Annotated in this window: 16 protein-coding genes; 9 read left to right on the top strand and 7 right to left on the bottom strand. The window is 68.1% G+C overall.

Annotated elements, in window-relative coordinates:
* The first annotated feature begins 100 nt into the window (after positions 1-100).
* Genes recC through AAGT95_RS19495 form a run of 4 tightly spaced genes read left to right on the top strand, consistent with a single transcriptional unit; the run spans position 101 to position 10,705 of the window.
* Positions 101-3,829 (top strand): exodeoxyribonuclease V subunit gamma, encoded by a 3,729-nt coding sequence (recC, locus tag AAGT95_RS19510; protein ID WP_342594843.1) that lies wholly within the window; start codon positions 101-103, stop codon positions 3,827-3,829.
* A complete protein-coding gene (recB, locus tag AAGT95_RS19505; RefSeq protein WP_342594842.1) occupies positions 3,826-7,824 on the top strand; it encodes an exodeoxyribonuclease V subunit beta in 3,999 nt (1,332 codons plus the stop codon). Before recC ends, recB begins: the two co-directional genes overlap by 4 nt.
* Complete coding sequence (recD, locus tag AAGT95_RS19500) at positions 7,821-9,899, top strand: exodeoxyribonuclease V subunit alpha (RefSeq protein WP_342594841.1); 2,079 nt, start codon at positions 7,821-7,823, stop codon at positions 9,897-9,899. Before recB ends, recD begins: the two co-directional genes overlap by 4 nt.
* On the top strand, positions 9,896-10,705 hold the full coding sequence (locus tag AAGT95_RS19495; RefSeq protein WP_342594840.1) for a creatininase family protein: 810 nt from the start codon (positions 9,896-9,898) through the stop codon (positions 10,703-10,705). Before recD ends, AAGT95_RS19495 begins: the two co-directional genes overlap by 4 nt.
* Before the next feature lie 3 nt (positions 10,706-10,708).
* On the opposite strand, the gene ribA is transcribed toward AAGT95_RS19495, so the two are convergent.
* On the bottom strand, positions 10,709-11,848 hold the full coding sequence (gene ribA, locus AAGT95_RS19490; RefSeq protein WP_342594839.1) for a GTP cyclohydrolase II RibA: 1,140 nt from the start codon (positions 11,846-11,848) through the stop codon (positions 10,709-10,711).
* Positions 11,849-12,033: 185 nt separating this feature from the next.
* Between ribA and AAGT95_RS19485 the strand changes: the two genes are divergently transcribed.
* Positions 12,034-12,933 (top strand): RibD family protein, encoded by a 900-nt coding sequence (locus tag AAGT95_RS19485; RefSeq protein ID WP_342594838.1) that lies wholly within the window; start codon positions 12,034-12,036, stop codon positions 12,931-12,933.
* 5 nt (positions 12,934-12,938) lie between these two features.
* On the opposite strand, the gene AAGT95_RS19480 is transcribed toward AAGT95_RS19485, so the two are convergent.
* The 5 genes from AAGT95_RS19480 to AAGT95_RS19460 form a co-directional block, all read right to left on the bottom strand.
* Positions 12,939-13,925 (bottom strand): lysylphosphatidylglycerol synthase transmembrane domain-containing protein, encoded by a 987-nt coding sequence (locus tag AAGT95_RS19480; RefSeq protein ID WP_342594837.1) that lies wholly within the window; start codon positions 13,923-13,925, stop codon positions 12,939-12,941.
* Positions 13,922-14,848 (bottom strand): class I SAM-dependent methyltransferase, encoded by a 927-nt coding sequence (locus AAGT95_RS19475; RefSeq protein WP_342594836.1) that lies wholly within the window; start codon positions 14,846-14,848, stop codon positions 13,922-13,924. Before AAGT95_RS19475 ends, AAGT95_RS19480 begins: the two co-directional genes overlap by 4 nt.
* Positions 14,848-15,912 carry a glycosyltransferase family 4 protein gene (locus AAGT95_RS19470; protein ID WP_342594835.1) on the bottom strand — a complete coding sequence of 355 codons (1,065 nt, stop codon included), beginning with the start codon at positions 15,910-15,912 and terminating at the stop codon, positions 14,848-14,850. Before AAGT95_RS19470 ends, AAGT95_RS19475 begins: the two co-directional genes overlap by 1 nt.
* On the bottom strand, positions 15,909-16,307 hold the full coding sequence (locus AAGT95_RS19465; protein ID WP_110598314.1) for a 6-pyruvoyl trahydropterin synthase family protein: 399 nt from the start codon (positions 16,305-16,307) through the stop codon (positions 15,909-15,911). The genes AAGT95_RS19470 and AAGT95_RS19465 overlap by 4 nt, the downstream gene beginning before the upstream one ends.
* A 124-nt stretch (positions 16,308-16,431) precedes the next feature.
* Positions 16,432-17,403: a zinc-dependent alcohol dehydrogenase gene (locus AAGT95_RS19460; RefSeq protein ID WP_110598313.1), complete on the bottom strand. Its 972-nt coding sequence runs from the start codon at positions 17,401-17,403 to the stop codon at positions 16,432-16,434.
* Positions 17,404-17,758: 355 nt separating this feature from the next.
* On the opposite strand from AAGT95_RS19460, the gene AAGT95_RS19455 reads away from it, so the two are divergent.
* From AAGT95_RS19455 to AAGT95_RS19445, 3 genes are read left to right on the top strand one after another with little or no spacing between them, the layout of a single operon-like run.
* Positions 17,759-18,520 carry a CDP-alcohol phosphatidyltransferase family protein gene (locus AAGT95_RS19455; RefSeq protein WP_342594834.1) on the top strand — a complete coding sequence of 254 codons (762 nt, stop codon included), beginning with the start codon at positions 17,759-17,761 and terminating at the stop codon, positions 18,518-18,520.
* Positions 18,521-18,575: 55 nt separating this feature from the next.
* Positions 18,576-19,178 (top strand): YceI family protein, encoded by a 603-nt coding sequence (locus AAGT95_RS19450; protein WP_342594833.1) that lies wholly within the window; start codon positions 18,576-18,578, stop codon positions 19,176-19,178.
* 54 nt (positions 19,179-19,232) lie between these two features.
* Positions 19,233-20,255 (top strand): succinylglutamate desuccinylase/aspartoacylase family protein, encoded by a 1,023-nt coding sequence (locus AAGT95_RS19445; protein WP_110598310.1) that lies wholly within the window; start codon positions 19,233-19,235, stop codon positions 20,253-20,255.
* On the opposite strand, the gene dusA is transcribed toward AAGT95_RS19445, so the two are convergent.
* Complete coding sequence (gene dusA, locus AAGT95_RS19440; RefSeq protein ID WP_425356036.1) at positions 20,252-21,304, bottom strand: tRNA dihydrouridine(20/20a) synthase DusA; 1,053 nt, start codon at positions 21,302-21,304, stop codon at positions 20,252-20,254. The genes AAGT95_RS19445 and dusA overlap by 4 nt on opposite strands.
* Before the next feature lie 485 nt (positions 21,305-21,789).
* On the opposite strand from dusA, the gene AAGT95_RS19435 reads away from it, so the two are divergent.
* Positions 21,790-22,662 carry an arylamine N-acetyltransferase gene (locus tag AAGT95_RS19435; RefSeq protein ID WP_342594831.1) on the top strand — a complete coding sequence of 291 codons (873 nt, stop codon included), beginning with the start codon at positions 21,790-21,792 and terminating at the stop codon, positions 22,660-22,662.
* The last annotated feature ends 226 nt before the right edge of the window (positions 22,663-22,888 follow it).

The raw sequence follows: 22,888 nt of genomic DNA, 5'->3' as shown, positions 1-22,888 counted from the left end.
CACAGGCTTCAGGTGATCGTCGCCCTGCGCCACGGTAGGATGGCACGACCATGGATCGGTGCTCATCGGTCCCCGTCGCCCCGTGAATCCCGGAGAACGGATGTTCAGCGTCCTGCATGCCAATCATCTCGAAGACCTGCACGACCTGGCACTGGCGCTGATCAAGCGCCATCGGCTGCCGCCACTGACCCCGGAGACCTTCCTGGTGCAGTCCAACGGCATGGCCCAGTGGTTGCGCCTGTCGCTGGCCGAAGCCGATGGCATCGCCGCTTCGGTGGATTTCCCGCTGCCCTCGAGCTTCGTCTGGCGTGCCTATCGCGCGGTGCTCGAACAGGCCGGTGGGGAGGGCGAGGGGCAGTCGATTCCGCTGCACTCGCCGTTCGACAAGCGACCGCTGGCCTGGCGCATCTTCCGACTGCTGGAGGGCGCGGTCGCCGCGGCGCCGGTCGTTTTCGCGCCGCTCGCCCACTACCTGGGCGCCGGGCCGGATGGTGCGGTGCCAGACGATGCGCGGGCCGAACCCGGTAACGGGGACCGCTCGACGGCGGGTGCGCAGCGCCTGGCGGCCGAGCAGGCGGAGCGCAAGCGCTGGCAACTGGCGGTCCGTCTGGCGGACCTGTTCGACCAGTACCTCAACTACCGGCCGGACTGGCTGGCGGCCTGGGAAGCGGGGGAGGAGTCGCCCCGTGACCTGCCCGCCGATCAGCGCTGGCAGCCGGCGCTGTGGCGGGCGCTGATCGATGACGCCGGGCCGGACGAGCGGGCGTTTCACCGCGCCAACCTGCACGGCCGTTTCCTGCACGCCGCCAGGCGACTGCGGAGCTGCCCGAAGGTATTGCCGCCGAGGATCTTCGTCTTCGGTATCTCGGCGCTGCCGTCGCAGACGCTGGAGGCGCTGCATGCGCTCTCCGGTGTCATCGATGTCTTTCTGATGATCACCAACCCCTGCCGCCACTACTGGGGGGACATCGTCTCCGACCGCGAGGCGATCAAGCGTGCCGGGCGGCTCTCCGCCGGGGCGGTGGCGCGCCAGCAGGCCCGCCACCCCGAAGCGCCCTGGCTCGAAGCGCTGGACGAGGAGGCGCTGCATCTCCAGGCCAACCCGCTGCTGGCCGCCTGGGGTGCCCAGGGGCGCGACTTCATCGTCGGTCTCTACGAGTTCGAGAGCCAGGATGGTGGTTTCGACGTCGAGACCGATCTCTTTCGCGACCCGGCGGCGGACGATGAAGCGGATGCCGCACGAGCGCCGCTGCTCAACCAGTTGCAGCAGGACATCCTCGATCTCAGACATCCGGGGGAGCGAGCCCGGGAGAGCGGTAAACGCACGATCGCGGCGAACGACGCCTCGCTGTCGCTGTTCAGCGTGCACTCGCCCCTGCGCGAGGTCGAAGTGCTGCACGACCGGCTGCTGGCGGCCTTCGAGGAGGCCAGCGCCCGGGGGGCGCCGCTGCGACCGCGGGACATCCTGGTGATGGTGCCGGAGATCGACGTCTACGCCCCCTATATCGAAGCGGTCTTCGGCCGGCTGCCCGCCGACGATCCGCGCCATATCCCCTTCACCATCGCCGACCAGGTTGCCAGTGAAGCGCATCCGATGATGGTGCTGATCCTGGCGCTGCTGGAACTGCCCGAGCGGCGGCTGGGGGTGAGCGAACTGCTCGATGCGCTCGATGTGCCGGCGTTTCGGGCCCGTTTCGCCATCGACGAAGCCGAATTGCCGCGCCTGCGGCGGTGGCTTTCGGAGAGCGGCGTGCGCTGGGGGCTCTCGGGCGCGCATCGCCAGGCGCTCGGGTTCCCGGCGCTGCATGAGAACAGCTGGGCGTTCGGGCTGGAACGCATGCTGCTGGGCTATTCAACCGGCCCGCTGCCGTCGGGGTCCACCGGCCCGCTGCCGCCGGGCGGGGGCAATGTGTCGATACCCGCTGACGCTGCCTGGCAGTTCGATGCCATCGTGCCCTACGACGAGGTGGGCGGGTTGGAGGCGGACCTGGCGGGCCGGCTCGCCGAGCTGATGCAGATCGTGGCCGCCCAGTGCGAGGCCCTGAGCGGGTCCGCCACGCCGGGCGACTGGCTGATGCGACTGCAATCGCTGATGGAGGCGCTGTTCGCGCCGACGGCACTGGACGAGCACGATGTGCTGGCGCGGGTGGACCAGGCGCTGGGCCGCTGGCAGCAGAGCTGCGAGCTGGCCTCGTTCTCGCAGCCGATCGGCCTGGCGGTGGTGCGTGACGCCCTCAGGGCCGAGCTCGACGACGGTGGCCTGGCCCAGCGCTTCCTGGCCGGCAAGGTCAATTTCGCCACGCTGATGCCGATGCGTGCCATCCCGTTCCGGCAGGTCTACCTGCTGGGGATGAACGACGGCGCCTATCCGCGAACGCGCCAGCCCCAGGACTTCGACCTGATGGCACAGCGCCCGCGCCCGGGGGATCGTTCGCGCCGCGACGATGACCGCTACCTGCTGCTCGAGGCGCTGCTCTCCGCCCGCGAGCGGCTGACACTCTCCTGGGTCGGCTTCGACCAGCGCGACAACACGCCACGACCGCCCTCGGTGCTGATCGGCGAGCTGCTGGATACGCTCGAGCAGGGCTGGCGTCCGGCCGGCCATCCGGGGGATGGCCCGGCGGTGGACGACGAGACGGCGCTGGCGGCACGGCTGATCGAGGCCCACCCGCTGCAACCGTTTTCGCGTCGCTACTTCCAGGCCGACGATCCACGCTACACCTTCGATGCCAGCTGGGCGCCATTGCACGACACCCGCGACGATGCCGAACGGGACACCGGGCAGAACGTCACCGAGCCGGCTCCACCCCAGCCGCCGGGGGAAGCGCTGGGGTTGGCCGACCTGCAGCGACTGCTGCGCCGGCCCTGGAGCGTCTATCTCGGCCGCCTGGGCGTGCGATTCCAGGATGCCGAAGTCCCCGACGAGGATAGCGAGCCTTTCGTCCTCGATGCGCTGGAGGACCACACCGTCAAACGCGAACTGCTGGAGGCCGGGCGCCGTGGCGAACCGCTGGTGCAGATGGCGGACCGGCTGCGTCTGACGGGGCGGCTGCCGGCGGCCGGCTTTGGCCTGGCCACCATCGAGCCGACGCTGAAACGGCTGGAGACGCAGCTGGAGACCTGGCGACGATTGACCGCGACCGCCAGCGAGCGGGAGCCGCCACTGCTGCATTTCGAGGCAGCAGCTGCCGACGACGTGCCGTCGCTGGCGCTGGAGGCGCGCGTCGACGGGCTGTTCACGGACGCGCAAGGCGGCTGCCAATTGATGACGCTGGAAACCAGCCATTTCGGTCACTTCAAGCCCGAGGGCGACGGCCCGTGGAAGAAGCTCGGCAAGCCGCATCGACTCCATGCCGGCTATCTGCGCTGGCTGCTGGTCAATGCGGCTGGCGAGGCGTCGTGTCACTGGACGGCGATCTTCGAGGATCGCTGTCTCGATTTCCCGCCGCTGGAACGGCTCGAGGCGAGGCGGCGACTGACAGCGTGGTTGGCGAGCTGGTGGCGGGCCTGGTGCAAGCCGCTGCCGGCCTCGGGGGAGCTGGTCCGCACGCTGTGGGGCCAGTGCCGTGCCGAGACGCTGCAAGCCCTGGCCGCGGGAGAGGCGCCCGAACCGGCATTGCGGGAGCGTCTCGCCGCGGACTACGAGGCGGGCAACTACCAGGTCGCGGCGCTGGTCCAGCGAGAGGGCGGTCTGGGTCAGCTCTGGCGCGACTTCGAGGCGTTCGAGGCGGCCGGCGGCGTGGCCGAGAGCGTCCGCCACTACCAGCCGCTGCTGGAGGCGATGCGCCAGGCCTCGCAGCGCATTCATCTCTCGAGGGGCGACTCATGACCGACAGCCGCGACCGCGCCGATGCCGCGATGGACGAGAGGGTCGTGCCGCTGGCGCTCGACGGCCTGCCGTTGACCGGGCGGCATCTGATCGAGGCCAGTGCCGGCACCGGCAAGACCTTCACCCTGGCGGCACTCTACGTTCGGCTGGTGCTGGGGCCGCTACCGGGCCGCGAGACGGTGGATTTCCCGCGTCCGTTGACGCCGCCGGAGATTCTGGTGGTGACCTTCACCGAGGCCGCCACCGCCGAGCTGCGTGGACGTATCCGCGCGCGCCTCAAGCAGGCCCGCGACTGGTTGCTGGTCAACCCAGAGGACCGCGCCGACCCGGTGTTGGCGACCTTGCTGGCACCGCTGGTGGCAGCCGGAGAGACCGCCTGCCGCGGTGGAGCCAAGCGGCTGGACCAGGCCGCGCGCCTGATGGACGAGGCAGCGATCTTCACCATTCACGGCTTCTGCCAGCGGATGCTGACCCGCCACGCCTTCGACGCCGGGGCGCGGTTCTCCGCCGAACTGCTGCAGGACGGACAGACGCTGCTGGCCCGAACGGTGGAAGATTACTGGCGTTGCGAGTTCTATCCGCTCGACGAGCGCTGGCAGCGTCAGATCCGCTCGCGCTGGAGCGGACCGGATGCCCTGGCGACCGCGTTGCGGCCATTGCTGAAGGATGGCGAGCCACAGCCGCTGTGGGTGGACGGCGAGGCGGTATCGGCGCCGACATCGCTGGCGGCGCTGCTGGGCGGCTTCGAGCGTGAGATGGAGCGCCGCCAGGAGATCGAGTCCGCTCTGCACGCGCACTGGGATGAGGATGCGATCCGCCAGACGCTGCAGGCGGCGTTCGACGCCGACGCGCTGAAGAAGAACAGCTACAAGCCGGAAGAGCTCGAGGCTCGCGTTGCCGGTTTCCGGAGCTGGCTCGAACAGGAGACCTTCGACAAGGCGGACGACGTCACCGACAGCAGCGGGCGTTTCTGGCTCAGCCAGGAGAAGCTGGCGGGCGCGACGAAGAAGAACGCGGCGGTGCCCGAGCATCCGTTCTTCGGCTGGCTGGATCGGCTCGCCGAGGCCGGCACGCCATTCGATGCGATTGCCTCCCAGGTGCTGGTGCACGCCCGTGACCGAATCGCGATAGCGTTCGCGGAGGAGAAGCGGCGCCGCGGACTGTGGGAGTTCTCGGACCTGCTCAACGATCTCGACGCCGCCCTGACGCCGGGCAGTAACGGTGGCGATGCCGCGCTGCGGCTGGCCGCGCGCATCCGCCAGGAACTGCCGGTGGCGCTGATCGACGAGTTCCAGGATACCGATCCGGTCCAGTACCGAATCTTCTCGCGGATCTATCGGGCGCCGGAGAGCGACCCGGCCACCACCGCACTGCTGATGATCGGGGATCCCAAGCAGGCGATCTACGCCTTTCGTGGTGCCGACATCCACACCTACCTGCGCGCGCGTCGGGCCACGCCGAGCCGCTTCACGCTAATGCGCAACTTCCGTTCGACACAGGCCATGGTCGAGGCCACCAACGCGCTGTTCCAGCGTCACCCCCAGCCGTTCGGCAGCGACGAGATACCGTTCGTGGCGATCGACTCCCAGCCCAAGCCGACGCGGCTGGTCGATCGAGAAGGTGGGCCGGTGGCCGCGCTGGGGGTGTGGTGGCCGGATACCGAGCGCTACAGCCAGGGCGATTATCAGGCGACGATGGCGTCGGCGACCCGGGCCGAGGTCCAGCGGCTGCTGGAGGGCGAGTGGCGCTTCGCCGGCGCCACCGGCGAGCGTGCGGTCCAGCCGGCCGATATCGCCATCCTGGTGCGTAATGGGCCGGAAGCGCTCAAGGTGCGACGGGCGCTCGCCGACGGCGGGATCCGTAGCGTCTACCTCAGCGAGAAGTCGAGCGTGTTCGACACCCCGCAGGCGTTCGAGCTGTTGCAGCTGTTCGAGGCGGTGGCCCAGCCGCGCCAGGATGCCCGACTCAAGGCGGCACTGGCGACCCAGTTGCTCAACGATTCGCCGCGGGCCCTGGAAGCGCTGCTGGCCGACGAGCTGGCGTGGGAGCGCGAGGTCGAGCGCTTCGGCGACTACCATCGCCAGTGGCAACGGCGCGGCGTACTGCCCATGTTGCGCAGGGTGATGCAGGATTTCCGTGTCGCCGAACGGCTCGCCCAGCGCGTCGACGGCGAGCGGGCGTTGACCGATCTGCTCCATCTCGGTGAGCTTGCCCAGAACGCCCAGCAGCGGCTCGACGGTGAACAGGCGCTGCTGCGCTGGTGGCACCGGGCGCTGCAGGAGGGCGTCGCGACCCTGGACAGCCAGGCGCTCAGCCAGCGGCTGGAGAGCGACGAGGATCTGGTCCGGGTGGTCACCGTGCACAAGTCCAAGGGCCTCGAGTACCCCATCGTCCTGCTGCCGTTCGTCTGCTCCCACCGGCCGGCGGAGCCGGATCGCCGGACCGGACTGCTGGCGTTGAGGCCGCCCGGGGGCGAGGGCAGCGTGCTGGTGGCCGCGCCCGATGACGACCACAAGCGAGAGGCCGAGCTGGCGCGCCTAGACGAGGATGTCCGCCTGCTCTATGTCGCCTTGACCCGTGCCGCCTACGCCTGTCGCCTGGGGGTCGCCCATGTCGGTCGCGGGCGGGGCCAGGGCGGCTGCCTGCACGAGACCGCGCTGGGCCGGCTGTTGGGCAGCGCGCAGACGGACGATGGTGCGGCGCTGCTGGATCGGCTGCGGCAGGGCCAGCGCGACGGCTGGCTGGCGGTCGAGCCGCTGCCCGAACCGCCGGATCACCGGCTGCGAGCGGCGATGGCCGCCCCGGAGACCAAACCGGCGCGGATCTTCGACGGCGAGATCGACGATGACTGGTGGATCGCCTCCTACACCTCGCTGATAGCGGATGCCCGTCGCACCGTGGGCGAGGAGGAGGAGGCGTGGAACGGCGACGACACCGGCGATGGTGGGGGCGAGGATGCGGTCGCGGCCAGCGAGGACCTGCCGGCGACGCTGGACATCGAGGTCAGCGGCGAGCGGGATCCGGTACCGCGGCCCAGTATCCGTGCGCTGTTCGATTTCCCGCGGGGGCCACGCCCGGGAACCTTCCTGCACGGCTTGCTGGAAACGCTCGACTTCGATCGCCTGGACGAGCCCGGCTATGCCGTGGCGCTGCGCCGGGAGATCGACCGCCGTCTGGCGACCAGCGGATTCGATGCCGAGTGGGCGCCGCTGTTGCAGGCGCTGCTGCTGGAGCGGCTGCGCTCGCCATTGATGGCCGTCGACGGCCACTCGGTGCGCCTCGATCGCCTCGAGTCATGGCGGCCCGAGCTCGAGTTCTGGCTGCCGGCATCGGCAGCCTGGAGCGAGCCGCTGGACCGTCTCGTCTCACGGCTGGAGCCGCTGCCCGGCCGGCGTCCCCGGCTGGCGCCGCGCAAGCTCAACGGCATGCTCAAGGGCTATATCGACCTTGTCTTCGAGTCGGGAGGGCGCTGGTACGTGCTCGACTGGAAATCCAATCATCTGGGCGATACGCCGGACGACTACCAGGGCGAGCGCCTGGCCGCGGCGATGGTGGATCACCGCTACGACCTGCAGTACGTACTCTACGTGCTGGCGCTACACCGCCTGCTCGAGTCGCGGCTGGAGAATTACGATTACGACCGGCACATGGGCGGCGCCTGCTACGTCTTCCTGCGGGGACTTTCCGAGGCGTCGCTCTCCAAGGCGCCGCTCTCCATGGCGCCCGAAGATGCGCCGTTCTCCAAGGCGCCCGAAGATGCGCCACTCTCCAAGGCGCCCGAAGACGTGCCGCTCTCCAAGGCGCCCGAGGATGCGCCTGAGTCTGCCATGGCGGCCCAAGACGCGTTCGAGTCTGGCATGGTGTCCGAAGTCGCGCCCGGGGTGTTCCACCGGCGCCCGTCGCGGGCGCTGATCGAGGCGCTGGACGCGTGGCTCCAGGGTGACGCCGGGCCGGCCGGCGCGCTGCTGCGACAATCCAGGGAGATTCCGGCATGAACCGCCGACCGTCGACCACGCCTTCGAATCGGAACGTTCGCCCCGGCTCGCCGGGCGAGGGCCAGTTCTCGCTGGCCCTGGATGGTGACGATACCGCGGCGTCGCCGACCGCCGCTGCGCTCACCCGCGAGACCCTGTTGACGGCGCTGTCGCTGTGGGTGGCGCTGGGCTGGCTGCGCCAGCTCGACCGCCACTTCGCGCTCTTCCTGCTCGAACGCGATCCCGCCGCCGATCCGCTGGTCGGCCTGGCTGCAGCGCTGGTCAGCCATCAGGTGGGCCGGGGCCATGTCTGCCTGTCGCTGGCCCGGGTGCTGGACGCGCCGCGCTCCGCGCTGTCGTTGCCGCCTCTGGAGAACGCGGGCGAGCACGAGTCGGCGGAGGCGGTGGTGCTGCCGGAATTCCTGCTCGACCCGGTCACGCCGGCGCAATGGCTTGCCGCGTTGATCGAATCCTCCACCGTTGCCGAGGCGACGGCGGCGGAGGGGCTCGCCACGCCGCTGGTCGTGGACGGCGACCGGGTCTACCTGCGCCGATACTGGCAGGCCGAGAGCGGGGTGGCGGCGCGGCTGCGCCAGCGCCTGGGGCCACCACTGGCGGTTGCCGAGGAGCTGGCCGGGCGGCTGCAGGCCCTGTTCGCCGGCAATCGGCGCGAGGAGGGCGAACCCGACTGGCAGCGCGTGGCGTGCGCCCTGGCGTTGCGGCAGCGGCTGACGATCATCTCCGGCGGGCCCGGGACCGGCAAGACCACCACCGTGACTCGACTGCTGGCGCTGCTGCAGGAGCAGTCGTTGTCGGGTGACGGCGAGCCGCTTCGGATACGGCTGGCCGCGCCCACCGGCAAGGCGGCCGCCCGGCTATCGGAATCGATCGCGGGGGCGGTCGGCCGGCTGGAGGTCTCCGATGCCGTGCGCGCCGCCATACCCCAGGAGGCGCAGACGCTCCACCGGCTGCTGGGGGCGCGCCCGGACACGCGCCATTTTCGCCATCATCGCGAGGCGCCGCTGAGCCTCGACCTGCTGGTGGTGGACGAGGCCTCGATGGTCGATCTCGAGATGATGGCGGCGCTGCTCGACGCGATGCCGGCGAAGGCCCGCCTGATCCTGCTCGGCGACAAGGATCAACTGGCTTCGGTGGAGGCGGGTTCGGTGCTGGGCGACCTGTGCGCGGGGGCCGGCGACGCCGGTTACTCCGAGGCGACGCGCGACTATCTTCAGGCGATCGCGGGCGAGCCGTTGCCCGTGGCTGCCGTGACCAATCCGCTGGCCGATCACGTGGCCATGCTGCGCCGGAGCTTCCGTTTCCGGGCGGACAGTGGCATCGGGGCCCTCGCCAGGGCCGCCAACGCCGGCGACGGCCGCGAGTTCACGCGGCTGCTGGCGGCAGGTTTCGAGGATGTGGAGACGCTGGACATCGACACGGCGGCATTCGAGCGGGCCGTGGTGACCGGCTACCGGCCGCTGTTCGAGGCGCTGAGTGGCGGGGCGGACGTGGCATCGATTCTTGCCCTGCAGGGCCGCTTCCAGGTGCTGTGTGCCCTGCGTCGCGGGCCCTGGGGTGTCGAGGGGCTGAACGAACGTATCGCCCGGGCGCTGTGGCAGCAGGGCTGGATATCGCGCACCGAAGGGTGGTTCGCCGGGCGCCCGGTGATGGTGACCCACAACGACCCCCAGTTGGGTCTCTACAACGGCGATCTGGGGCTGACGTTGGCCGATGACGCCGGCCGGCTGCGGGTCTGTTTCCCGCAGGGCGACGGTATCCGCCAGGTACTGCCGTCGCGGCTCGATGCCGCGGCGACGGCATTCGCGATGACCGTGCACAAATCCCAGGGATCGGAGTTCGAGCACGTCCTGTTCGCACTGCCGGCGCGGGCCAATCCGATCGTCACCCGGGAGCTGATCTACACTGGCATCACGCGAGCCCGCTCGCGACTGACCCTGGCGCAGGGCGGCAACCACGAGCGGACGTTACGCGAGGCGATCGCCCGGCGGGTGGTCAGGGATAGCGCGATCGCGGAGCGGCTGCTGGGCTCGCCGGCGCCATCGACGTCAAGCGGTTCGTCAGGGAGTGAAACATGAGTGTCTACCAGTGGCAGGAGCTGACCACGACGGAGATGGCCGAACTGGTCGACGCGGGGACGGTGGCGGTGCTGCCGCTGGCGGCGATCGAGCAGCACGGTGCGCATCTGCCGCTCTCTACCGACCTGGACATCGGGCTGGGCCTGCTCGAGGCGGCGACGACAAGACTCGCGCCGGATCGGAACGTGATCCTGCTGCCGCCGCTGGCGCTGGGCTCGAGCCTGGAACACGCCGGATTCACGGGCACGTTGAGCCTGCTGCCGGAGACGGCGATCGCGGTCATCGAGGCGCTGGGCGAGGCGGTGAGCCGCGCCGGCATTCGCCGTCTGGTGCTATTCAACAGCCACGGCGGCAACAAGGCGGTCATCGACCTGGCAGCGCTCAAGCTGCGCGCGAGGCACGCCATGCTGGTGGTCAAGGCCAACTACTTCCGCTTTGCGCCCCCGGCGCAGGCGCTTCCCGCCGAGGAGCTCCGCCATGGCCTGCATGGCGGTGCGCTGGAGACGTCGATGATGCTATATCTCGCCCCGGACAAGGTTCGCATCGCCCGGCTGGCCGATGCGGTCTCCGAGGGGCGAATCCGCGAGCAGGCCGGATCGACCCTGGGGCCGGAGGGGGACGCCGGCTACGCCTGGCTGGCGCAGGATCTCCACGCCAGCGGGGTGACCGGCAATGCAACCCTGGCCGATGCCGAGACCGGTCGTCGGCTGGTCGACCATTTCGGCGCCCGGCTGGCGCAGGTGATCGAGGAGGCGGGGACATTCGATCTCGCCACCTTGCGCCACGCCCATCCGGCGTCGGGGTGACGCTCAGCGCGCCACCGGACGCCTGAAAGGCGTGGCAGATTCGTCCTCGCCGTCGTCGAGGACCTCTTCCAGCCAGTGGCCGGCGCGCTTGGCCTTGGCGTCCAGGTAGCGTCGGTTCTGCTTGGTCAGCTTGCCGTAGATGCCGCGACGGTTGACCACCTCGACGCCGCCCTGGTCCATGGCGGCGATCTTCTCGGGGTTGTTGGTCAACAGTTCGATCCGCGCGATCTCGAGCTGCTCGAGCATCTCCAGCGCGACTTCGTAGGTTCGCTCGTCCTCGCCGAACCCGAGTACCTGGTCGGCGTCGACCGTATCCAGGCCGCCATCCTGCAGGGTGTAGGCGCGCAGCTTGTTGGCCAGCCCGATGCCGCGGCCCTCCTGGGCGAGATAGAGCAGCACGCCGCCGCCGCGTTCGTCGATGGTGCGCACGCTCTCGCGCAGCTGCTCGCCGCAGTCGCAGCGCAAACTGCCGAAGAGGTCCCCGGTGAGGCAGGCCGAATGAAGACGCACCGGCACCGCATCGCTCCATTCGGCGCGATCGCCGATCACGATCGCGATGTGCTCGCGCATGCCGTCGGCCTCCCGGAACATGACGAATTTCGCGCGTTCGGCGTGGGACAGCGGGATCTCCGCGTCGCTGGTGCGTTTGAGGAAGCGTGACCGGCTTTCGGCGTAGGCGTCGATCTGCTCGGCGGCGACCGCCAGAACCGTACCCTCCGCGACCAGCGCCTCGACCTGGGCGCGCTGTGCCTGGCTGACCTCGGCGACCACGGCCGCGGGGATCAGCAGGCCGATCCGCATCAGATCCAGTGCCGCCTCGCTCGCCGGGGCGGCGGCGACGGGCTGGCGATCCACGGGCAGCCGCTGCGTCTCGTCGCTGGCCCAGGCGACGATGGCGTGGGCGCCGTCGCCGGGAACGACCGGCACCAGCCCCACGCGGGGGCCGAAGTCGATGCCCAGCCGTGCCAGGCGATGGCGGGTCAGCGCCAGGGCGGCCGGGTTGCCGGCGAGCGCCGGCAATGCCGTCAGTGCCTCGTCGTCGCAGCCCTCGAGCGGGTGGACCACCACGTCGCCGCTGGCGGCCCGCACGAGCACCGGGAGGCCGCGTCGCAGATCGAATATCGCGCGCTCTACCTGTCGCATGATCGTCTCCTTATCCTGTCGTCCATGATCAGTCTCATCTGTGATCGCTCTCCGTGATCGGCACCCGAGGCCCGGGGTGGGGGGATCGGCGGGGTGAGCCGGAATGATGGCGCCCACCGCCGAACGCTCTCCGCGCCAAGGGCGATCTTTGCTACGCTGTGATGCCGTCTGGCCAAGGAATGACCGTGACTGCCTCGTCCGATAATCCCGCCCACGCCGTTACATCCTCCGTGTCCGTCGTCCTGGCCTGGCGCTGGCTTCGCCAGGTGGCGGCCCTGACCCGTGACGACACGTTCGACGGGACCGTCGTCGATGGGCATCGTCGCCTGGAAGTCGACGCCGACGGCGACTGGCGCTGCAACCATCCGGTCGGCGAGGAGGCCGGGCAACTGCTGTCGATCTGGTTGCCGTGGTGCACGACCTCGGTGCGCCGGGGGCCATGCGTCATCGCCCAGTTGGGCCAGAGCCTGGATGGCCGTATCGCGACGGTCACCGGGGCTTCCCATTACGTGACCGGAAAGCCGAGCCTGGTCCACCTGCATCGAATGCGGGCGCTGGTCGACGCGGTCGTCGTCGGTGCCGGTACGGTCGACGCCGACGACCCGCAGTTGACCGTGCGCCATGTCGAGGGCGACAACCCGCTGCGGGTGGTGCTCGATCCGCGAGGGCGGGTACCGGCCGACCGCCACGTCTTCCGCCAGTCGGCGGCGCCGACCTGGCATCTCGTCAACGAGGGCGTCGAGGGCCACGGGCTCGCGGCGCATGTCAGCGTCAAGTCGTTGCCGCCGGAGGCGACGGGCTTCGATCCCGCGAGGGTTCTGGCGCTGCTGGCCGAGCAGGGCCATCGTCGGATCCTGATCGAAGGTGGCGGGCTGACGATTTCCCGCTTTCTCGAGGCGGACTGTCTCGATCGCTTGCACAGTGTCGTCGCCCCCATGCTGATCGGATCCGGCCGTCCCGCGCTGACGCTGCCGGAGATCGAGACGCTGGATGTGGCGTTGCGGCCAGCCTGTCGCCATTTTTGCCTCGGCCGGGACATGCTGTTCGATCTCGACCTGCGTGATCGAACGCCAGCGGTGTCCTGATCTCATCAAGGATGCCCCTCCGATGCCAGCTTGCGGCGAAGCGAGACTACCTGGCTCGCCCGGCGGTCCCACAGCAGCACTCCCAATCCCGGCAGGCTGGCGGCGAGCACGAGCAGGCCGTAGGCCACCGACAGCGCGACGCCCTCCTGGGCCGGCAGGCCGGCCAGGGGCCAGATCAACGCGGCGGCTCCTTCCCGTAGCCCCCAACCGGCGACGGTCAAGGGGATCGCCATGGCCATCAGCAGGGGCGGGATCAGCGGCAGCAGCTGTGAGACCGGCCGCTGGAGGCCGAGGGCCTGGGCGGCGCAGAGAAAGACCGCGACGTAGGTGGCGATGACCAGCAGCGAGCTGACCAGTTGGGCGGGCCATACCGACGCCGTCAGCAACGCCCGCCTGACGTCCCGGCCGAAGGTTGCCAGAGCCGTCCCGGGTCGTCGCTTCGAGACGCCGATGATGACGCCGACCAGCAGCAGTACCGCCAGCAGCAGCCATGCCAGGGTCGTCGTCCAGGGTTGCCATGCCCGAGCGATCCCGTGGCGTAGCGCCGGCGAGAGCGAGACGGCGGCGACCGCCACCAGCAGCAGCGCCACCTGGCCGGAGGCCCGCTCGATGATCACGGCACGCACCGCCGGTCCTGATGGCGATCGCTGACTGCCAGCGGCGTTCGTCGGGGCGTTGCCGTGACGCCAGGCCCGAGCCGCGTCCCCCAGGACACCGCCCGGCAGTACCTGATTCAGGAAGGTGGCCAGGTAGTACTCACGAATGGCCGTGGGCCAGCGCAGCGCGATGCCGACCCGGTGGGCGGTCATTCGCCAGCGCCAGGCCGAGATCGCGATCTGGGGAAGGCCAAGCAGGACCGCAAGCACAACCCAGGCTGGCGACAGCGCCGTGAGCCTCTCCAGCAACTGGCCGGTATCCAGCCTCCACGCCAGTACGCCCAGCAGCGCCAGCGTCACGGCCAGCCGCAGCCACGGCGACAGCCACCGATTCACGCTCGCGCTCCCGGGTGCGTTGCATCGGCCGGGGTCGCCAGCAGGTCCCGATGACCCACGGTCAAGGTCACCCGGCCACGCCGCAGGTCGTCGAGATGGCGGCCATGCCACTGGTCGACGCGGTCCCGCTGCTGTGGCAGATGCTCGTGAAGCGCCTGGCGCCAGCCCGCCATCAGCGCTTCGGCGAGAGGCTGCGACTCCGGCCCGAGTCGCCAGGGGGAGGCGGCTTCACGGATATGGTAGCCGCGACGGTGGAAGCTCTCGCGAAGTCTACGGGGAGCCTCACCGCCTACCGCCGGGCCACCCCCCTTGTCGCGATGCTGGTGGGCCTGCAGCGCGGCGAGCATGAAGCGATCGTCGTCGTCGTAGAGCGCGCTGCCGCTGGCATCGTGGAACCGGATCAGGCCATCGATACTGAGCGCGAACAGCACCGCACAGCCGCTACGCTGGCAGGCATCGGCCATTGCCTCGAGGGCGTCGGCCGTCAGCAGGTCGAACAGCGCCGAGGCGGTGACCAGATCGGCGCCTTCCAGGCCGTGTTGCCAGGCCGTCGTCAGGCTCAGTTGATCGGTCTCGAGATGGATCGGCTGGCCGTCGGCACTCGCCAGCGACTCGCAACGCTGTCGGGCCTGGGCCAGCAGCCCGGCGTCGTGATCGATCAGCCGCCACTGCTGGGCGCCCTGCAGGCGCGGGGCCAGATAGCGCAGATTGGAGCCGCTGCCGCAGCCCAGGTCGACCACGGTACGCCGTGTCTCGAACGGCCGGGTGTCCTGCGCCGGGTTCGTTGCGGCGCGGCGCACCAGCCACTGGTCTGCGGCGTGGGTGAGCTGGGCATCGCGTGCCCTGTGATCGGCGGGCTCCCTCAGCGTCAGCCATTGATCGCTGAACAGCGCGTCGGTGGCGGGGGGCGTCGAGGTCGGCATCAGCGCGTTGCCTCTCTCGTGTCCGAGCGCTTCAGGGCCTGACCGAAGGCGGCGGCGGCGGCGTGCCAGTCGGCCAGGGTATCGCGACACGCTCTGGCCCCCTCCCGGCAGCGCTGGTAGGTCTCCGGATCTTCCAGCATGCGTTCGAGCGCGTCACGCAGCGCCACCACGTCTCCCGGCGCCACCTTGATACCGGCGCCGTCGGGCAGCGTATGGGCCAGGGCGCCGCCCGTCGTGGTGACGACCGGTAGGCCGTGGGCGAGCGCTTCGGTGACCACCATGCCGTAGCCTTCGTAGTGCGAGGGCAGCACGAAGAGATCGGCTTGCCGGTAATGCTCGGACAGGCGCTCGGCGGGCTGCGAGCCCAGTAGCCGGATACGTTCGCCCAACTGGTGTTCGTCGATGATCTCGCGCACCTTGGCGACGTAGGTGTCGGCTCGGTCCAGCGCGCCGATCAGATCGCACTGCCACGGCAGCGCGGTCAGGCCTGCCAGCGCTTCGACCAGCAGATCCTGGCCCTTGCGCGGCGTCACCGTTGCAATGCACAGCAGGCGAGGCGTGCCGCTGCCGTCGCCGCTCGCCAGGGAACCGGGCTCGACGCCAGGCTCGATGACCGCGATCTTGTCGGCCGGTACCTGGAAGTCGCGAAGCCGACGAGCGGTGAAGACGCTGGTGACGATGACGCTCCCCGCTGCAGCCAGGGCGCGGGTCTCGCTGATGCGGAAGCGCTGCTGCTCCGGTGCGCCCAGGCCGGTTTCGTCGGCGAGGGGATGGTGCACCAGTGCGGTGATGGATAGCCGCGACGCGTGACGCTCGACGATGGCCGGTAGCCCGCCCATGGCAAGCCCGTCGATCACGGCCCGACTGCCGTCCGCCAGTGCGGTCAAGGCGCTGTCCAGGGCGTGGGCGGCGACGGCGTCCGGCTCGGGAAAGCGCCCCTCGAGCCCGATCACGTCGATGGTCCAGCCGGTGGCGCGCAGCGCCTCGACGATTCGCGCATCGTAGACGTAGCCACCGGTCAACTGGCCGGGGTCGCCGGCGACGATCAGCGTGAAGTCGCTCATAACCCCCCTTCGTAGCTCGCCCAGGCCACGTGGGACTCGTGCAGGGTCACGGTCAGGGCAGTGAGATGGCGGCCGCCGTCACCCAGCTCACCCTCGCGGATGGCGTGGGAGAGTCGGTCGAATACGACCTTGGCCATGAATTCGGTGGTGGTGTTGCGGCCCTTGAATTCGCCGATCTCGTCGAGGTTGCCCAGGGTGAATTCTCCGAGTACGCGCTTCAGCGTTTCGCTGGCCAGACCGATATCGACGACGAGATCGTCTTGGTCGAGTTCGGGACGCTTGAAGGTGGCGTCGACCACGTACGTCGCACCGTGAAGCTTCTGCGCCGGGCCGAAGGTTTCACTATTGAAGCTGTGGGCGATCATCATGTGATCGCGAACGGTCAGGCTGAACATTCCTCTCGCTCCTTGCTGAGTTGGCCGTATGGGGCCGTTGCCGAATTTGCGTCTTGCTGTCCCTGGCGGCGAATTCGCCCGGCGCAGCCTGCGATACCGGGCCGGTATCATGAGGTACGTCGCGTCAGCCGTAGCGGATGCGCTGGCAGAGCGTATCGTCGTCGCGCTGACTCAGTCGCTTGAGCGTTTCGGGGAGATCCCGGAAATGGCTTTCTCCGCTGATCAGCACGTCCAGACAGTCGTGATCGAGCAGCGCCAGCGCCAGCGCCAGTCGCCGCTGGTGATTCCAGCGAGGGCGGTGTCCGGGCGATACGCTGCCGACCTGGCTGGAGCGCAACGTCAGACGGCGGGCGTGAAACGCCTCGCCGAGCGGCAGGTTGACCTCGCGGCTGCCGTACCAGCTCATTTCCAGTACGGTGGCCTCGAACCCCGCCAGTGAGAGGGCACTCTGCAGGCCGGCATTCGACGCGCTGGCGTGCACGACCAGGTCCTGTTCGGCCTCGGCGGTTTCGGGGGTGTGGAAGTCCACTCCCAGCGCCTCGCCGAGGAAGCGCTTGCGCTCGTCGATATCGATCAACTGGACGCGGGTCCCCGGCAATCGGGCGCAGAGCCAGGCCACCAGGGCACCGACGACGCCGGCGCCGACGACGCTGATCCGGTCGCCGATTCCTGGCGCCGCGTCCCACAGGGCGTTGAGCGCCGTTTCCATGTTGGCGCCGAGTATCGCGCGCTGCGGGGGCACGCCGGGCGGCAGCGGCACGACGTCGTCGACGCCGACCCGATAGTGGGTCTGGTGAGGGTGAAGGCAGTAGACGTAGCGCCCGTGCCAGTCATGCGCGCCCTGCTCGACGACGCCGACATTGGAGTAGCCGTACTTGACCGGGCCGGGGAACTCGCCGCTTTGAAAGGGCGCCCGCATCCGCTGGTATTCACTTGCCGGTACCTGGCCATTGAAGACCAGCGTCTCGCTGCCCCGGCTGATGGCGGAGTAACAGGTGCGGATCATCAAGTCGCCGCTGACACTCAGCTCGGCCTGGCGAATTTCGCCGTTACCGTTGCCGAGAGACCAGAAGGCGTGAGCGTAAGGCGTCGTCATTGCGGTATCCGTTCCTTGAGGGCAGATCGGGGTGGCGGCTCGTCGTCCTGCTGACAGTATGGCAGAGTGTGACGAATTGGAATTGTACAAATGGTGTACAATAATAAATCAATGAACAAGATTTGCTCGCTCCGATGGCGCCGTCGGGAGGCTGCCGGGGCGAAGTGGGCGGCCTGGAAGTCGGCCAGCTCTCGGCGTTGCTGGCCCCGTCGGTCGCCACGGTGACCCGTCACTCTCGCAAATCGGTCAAACTGCATCCAAACTTGTACCGGTAGCGTATCGGTTGGGGAAGGGCATCGCGATCCAGCGTCACGACAGGTCGGGGTGCGAGCCATCATCAGGGAGGAGGTCGCCGATGCGACACTCATCGACACGTATCTCGGCAGCGGTTTCCCGGCGGGGCAGATCCCTGCGCGGCTGGGTCGAGATGGCCGCGGGGCTCGCCATGGTCGGCCTGCTCACCGAGTGGGTGCACTGGGCTTTCTCGGCGCCCTCGGGCCTGCGTCTCACGGCCGGCGGCATTTATCTGGCGATCGCCACGGCAGTGCTCTGGGCCTGGCCAGCCTCGCGGCAGGGGCTCGGCTGGGCGAACCGTGTCACCCTGCTCCGAGCGGTGCTGATCGCGGTCGTCGCTGGCGTCGTGGTCTATCCAGATTTCATCCAGCGCCACGCCGAAGGGATCGCGGCGTTGTCGTTGCTGGCACTGGCCCTCGACGGGATCGATGGTTGGGTGGCGCGGCGAACTGGCTCGTCGAGCGCCTTCGGCGCGCGATTCGATATGGAGCTGGACGCGTTTTTCATCGTCGTGCTGTGCGTGGCGTTGATCGCCCTGGACAAGGTGGGGGCCTGGATCCTGGTCATCGGGCTGGCCCGCTATGTATTTCTGGTGGCCGGGTTCTACTCGCCGTGGCTCAATCGCGCCCTGCCCGAGAGCTATTTCCGCAAGACGGTTTGCGTCTGGCAGGTGTCGACGTTGATGGTCTGCCTGCTCCCCTTCGTCGAATCGTCGTGGGCGACCGCTTTCACATCGGTCGCGGCACTGCTGCTGGTCCTCTCGTTCGGTCGGGACATCGTCTGGCTCTGGCATCGGCGTCCTGCCGGCGACATCGAGCTGTGAGCGGCACCGCCGTCTCGCGCGATATTTTGGTCGATTTCCCCGCAAGGAGGCCGTCATGAGACGCGCTTGGCTGAATCTTCTCCCCGCGCTGGTGCTGCTGGCGTCGCCGCCGGCAAGCGCCGAGCCGCAGCACTTCGATATCGATCCCGAACACTTCTCCATCGCGTTCATGGTGGATCATCTGGGTTACGAGAACCTGCTTGGACAGTTCCTGGAGGGCGAGGGCACTTTCGTCTATGACCGGGAGGCGCAGAGGTTGATCTCGGCAGAGGTCACGATCCAGTCCACCAGCGTCTTCACCAATCTCGGGGCTCGCGACGAGCATCTGCGGGGACGCGACTTTCTGGACGCGGGCAGTCATCCGCGGATACATTTCGTGGCCACGGATTTCGAGCCCTCCTCCCCGACGACCGGTACGCTGAATGGCAAACTCACGCTGCTGGGGCGTACCGAGCCGGTCACGCTGGACGTCACGTTGAACCGGGAGGCTGTCTATCCGTTCGGGCACAAGCGGCCCACGCTGGGATTGTCGGTCCGTGGCGCTCTCGATCGCAGTGACTGGGGGATGGATTACGGCGTCGACAACGGTATGGTCGGTGATCATGTGACGCTGATCTTCGAGCTGGAAGCGATCCAGCGGGATGCCCCCTCCCGCTGACGTGAGGGTTTCACGATCTCGTCACTACCGACCCAACCATTGTCAAGGATTGTCATGGCGCAGGAAGCCTTCACCCTCGTCGGCGAGCGAATCGAACCGGGCACGCGCCGGCAGGTCGATGTCCCGGTGGCCAAGCTCTATACCCACGCCCCGATGCATATTCCGGTAGAGGTAGTCCACGGCCGCCAGCCTGGCCCGGTGTTGCTGGTCTGCGGCGCGATTCACGGCGACGAGCTCAACGGCGTCGAGATCGTGCGCCGGCTGTTACGGCTGCCGAACCTGTCGCGATTGCGCGGGACCCTGATCGCCGTACCCGTCGTCAATGTCTTCGGCTTCGTCCAGCAGTCGCGCTACCTGCCGGACCGGCGCGACCTCAATCGCTGCTTCCCGGGAAGTGAGGGCGGGTCGCTGGGCTCTCGCATCGCCGCGCTGATGCGGGAGGAGATGGTCGATCGGGCCACTCACATCATCGACTTGCACACCGGTGCCATTCACCGCACCAACCTGCCCCAGATTCGTTCCCAACTGCGCCAGAACCGCGAAACCCAGGCCATGGCCGAGGCGTTCGGCGTACCGGTGATCCTCAATGCAGAGCTTCGCGAGGGGAGCCTGCGCGAATACGCCCAGAATCGTGGCGTCCCCGTGCTCACCTACGAGGCTGGCGAGGCGCTGCGCTTCGACGAGTGGGCGATCGCGCCCGGCGTGAGGGGGATCCGGCGTGTGATGCGCCTGATCGGCATGCTGCCGGCCGACAGCCGCCGACGCACGCCGCCCCCCGCCGAAGTGGCCAACGGTTCGAGCTGGGCCAGGGCGCCCATCGATGGCATTCTGAGGCCGCGCGTCAGACTGGGCGCGCGGGTCGCCAAGCATCAGTCGCTGGGCGTGGTGGCCGATCCTTTCGGCAACGATGAGGCGCCGGTCGTGGCCAATGCCGATGGCATCGTCATCGGCATGAGCAACCTGCCGCTGGTCAACGAGGGCGAGGCGCTGTTTCACGTCGCCCGCTACCAGGAGATCGACGATGTCGAGAACGCGGTGGAGAGCTTCCAGTCGCGTTACGAGACGACCGGCTTCTAGGCGCGCTCCCGGGCCGGCTCGGCCAGCCGACGCTCGTCGACCAGGCCGATGGCGTCATCGTAGACGCTGATACCGGCACCCTCCTTGTGGGCGCTTTCCGACAGATAGCGCCGGAAGCGCCTGCCGCCGGCACAGCCCTGGAACAGTCCCAGCAGATGCCGGGTGATATGGTTGAGCTTGACGCCTTCGGCCAGCCGTTCCATCACGTAGGGACGAAAGGCCCGCGCCGCCTCGTGGCGGCTGGTGGCCGGCGGCTCGACACCGTAGAGGGTGCTGTCGACATCGGCCAGCAGCCACGGATTCTGGTAGGCCTCCCGACCGATCATCACGCTATCCGCGCCAGCGTCGAGATGCCCCCTGCAGGCTTCCAGCGTCTTGATACCGCCATTGATCCCGATGTGCAGTTCGGGGTGCTGTGCCTTGAGTCGGTAAATGCGGGGATAGTTGAGCGGCGGGACGTCGCGATTTTCCTTGGGGGAGAGTCCCTGGAGCCACGCCTTGCGGGCGTGCACGATGAAGGTATCGCAGCCGGCGTCGGCGACCCGATCGATGAAGCGCTCGAGATCGGCATCTTCGTCCTGGTCGTCGATCCCGATGCGACATTTCACCGTGACGGGAATCGATACCGCGCGGCGCATGGCGGCGACGGCTTCGGCCACCTTGTCGGGATAACCCATCAGGCAGGCGCCGATCAGGTTGTTCTGCACCCGATCGCTCGGACAGCCCACGTTGAGATTGACCTCGTCGTAGCCCCACGCTTCGGCGATGGCCGCGCATTCGGCCAGTTCACCGGGATCGCTGCCACCCAATTGCAGCGCCAGCGGATGCTCTACGGCGTCGTAACCCAGGAAACGCTCCCGCGGCGAGCCATGCAGAATCGCGCCGGTGGTGACCATCTCCGTATACAGCAGTGCGCGGCGGGTCAGACAGCGGGCGAAGGCACGGTAGTCCCGGGTGGTCCAGTCCATCATCGGCGCGACGGAGAAAGTCCTATCCAACGCAGGCCGCGTGGTTGTAGCGTTTCCGCGGTTTGTGGCGTTTTCGGTCATAGCCATAACTGGTAATATTTACAGTGGTTTTGCCGCGTTTTGCGTGTCGTGTTGTCACAAATCTGGCACCGCGCGGCATCCGGATTTGTCACATTCCGGGAGGGGGCTGTGGCCACCATCGTCAAGCGGCAAAAGAAGGGCGGCAGTTTCTCATACCTGGCTCGGATCCGCATCGCCCACCGAGGGAGCGGGGATTATACAGAGTCGCGGACCTTCCCGCGCAAGGCGATGACTGAAGAGTGGGCCAAGCGCCGAGAACTGGAGCTCAGCGCGCCGTCCTTCTCGATGCGGTGCGCCGACATGGGTGGATCCAGCCAAGGCCGGGTTCGGGCGACACAGCGATCACGGGTATCCTCGTTCATCACGGTGCCCGCCAGGCTCTGCCGAAAGGGTTTTTCGAGCGGGCGTTCAACGGGCCATCACGGGCTTGACCTCAAGTAAAGTCGAGGAATTACGCTGCGCTCGTCGTTCAGAGGAGCTCCATCATGTCAGCTATCGTTCCACTCTCCGGCCAGGCGATGGCCAACGTCGATCTACCAGCCTATTTGAAGCGTATCGGACTCTCGGGTGCTCTGTCCCCGACGCTGGGGACGCTGCGTTCCATCGTTGCCCATCACATGGCCTCCATTCCCTTCGAGGCTATCGATGTATTGCTGGGGCGGGAGATATCACTCGATCCGAACGCCGTCGATGACAAGATGCTTCGTCGACGACGGGGAGGCTACTGTTTCGAACACACCAACCTGCTGCAGCGTGTGCTGCAAGCGCTGGGGTACTCGGTGGAAACCCATCTGGCCCGGGTGTGGGTCGGCCACGAGCTGGAAGGCCCCGCCCCGGCAGCGACACACGCATCCTTGAAAGTGGTGGTGGACGACGCCCTGTGGTTGGTGGATGTCGGTTTCGGCAGTTTCATGCCCAATGAGCCGCTCCTTTGGCAGCCGGAGCGTTCCCAGCAGTATGCCTACGGCGCTTATCGGCTGCGCAAGACGATGAGCGGCTTCATGGTCGAGTCACATCATGATCACGCCTGGCAGGCCCTGTACGAGATTCTCGATTTTCCCTGGGAGCCCATCGATTACCAGATGGCCAACCACTACGTGTCCCGCCACCAGAAATCACACTTTCGCAGTCGGTTGATGGTAGCGATAACCACACCCGAAGCGCGTTATACCTTGGCGAGCAATCGGTTGAAGGTGGCACGGGTGACGGGAGAGGTCGAAGAGCGCTACCTCTCGGTCGAGGAGATGATCGACATCCTTGGCGAACGATTCGGATTGAATGTCGAATCCTGCTGGAATCCGGTACTGGAGCGCATCGTCGCTTCAGCACAGAACCAGGATGAAGCCGCGTCTCCATGAGCAAGATGGGAGCGTACCCGTGCCAGGCGTCGTCTTTGGAAGGACCATCACGCCAGCCGCGCGAGAGGCCAGTGCCCGCGTGCGCGGTGCTCATGGCTTGACCTATCGATTCTGGCGATAGTCGCTTTCGAGGTTTTCGATTCGCATGCTAACTTTCTCGTTCCCATAATGGCGTTAACGGTCAAGGCCAAAGGGCCAACCGAAGAAAGAAAACGAAAAAAGCCAT

This window comes from Salinicola lusitanus (genome assembly GCF_038648475.1).
Lineage (GTDB): Bacteria > Pseudomonadota > Gammaproteobacteria > Pseudomonadales > Halomonadaceae > Salinicola > Salinicola lusitanus.
Note: the sequence above shows the minus strand (reverse complement) of the source record. Positions and strands in the feature narration are given on the sequence as shown.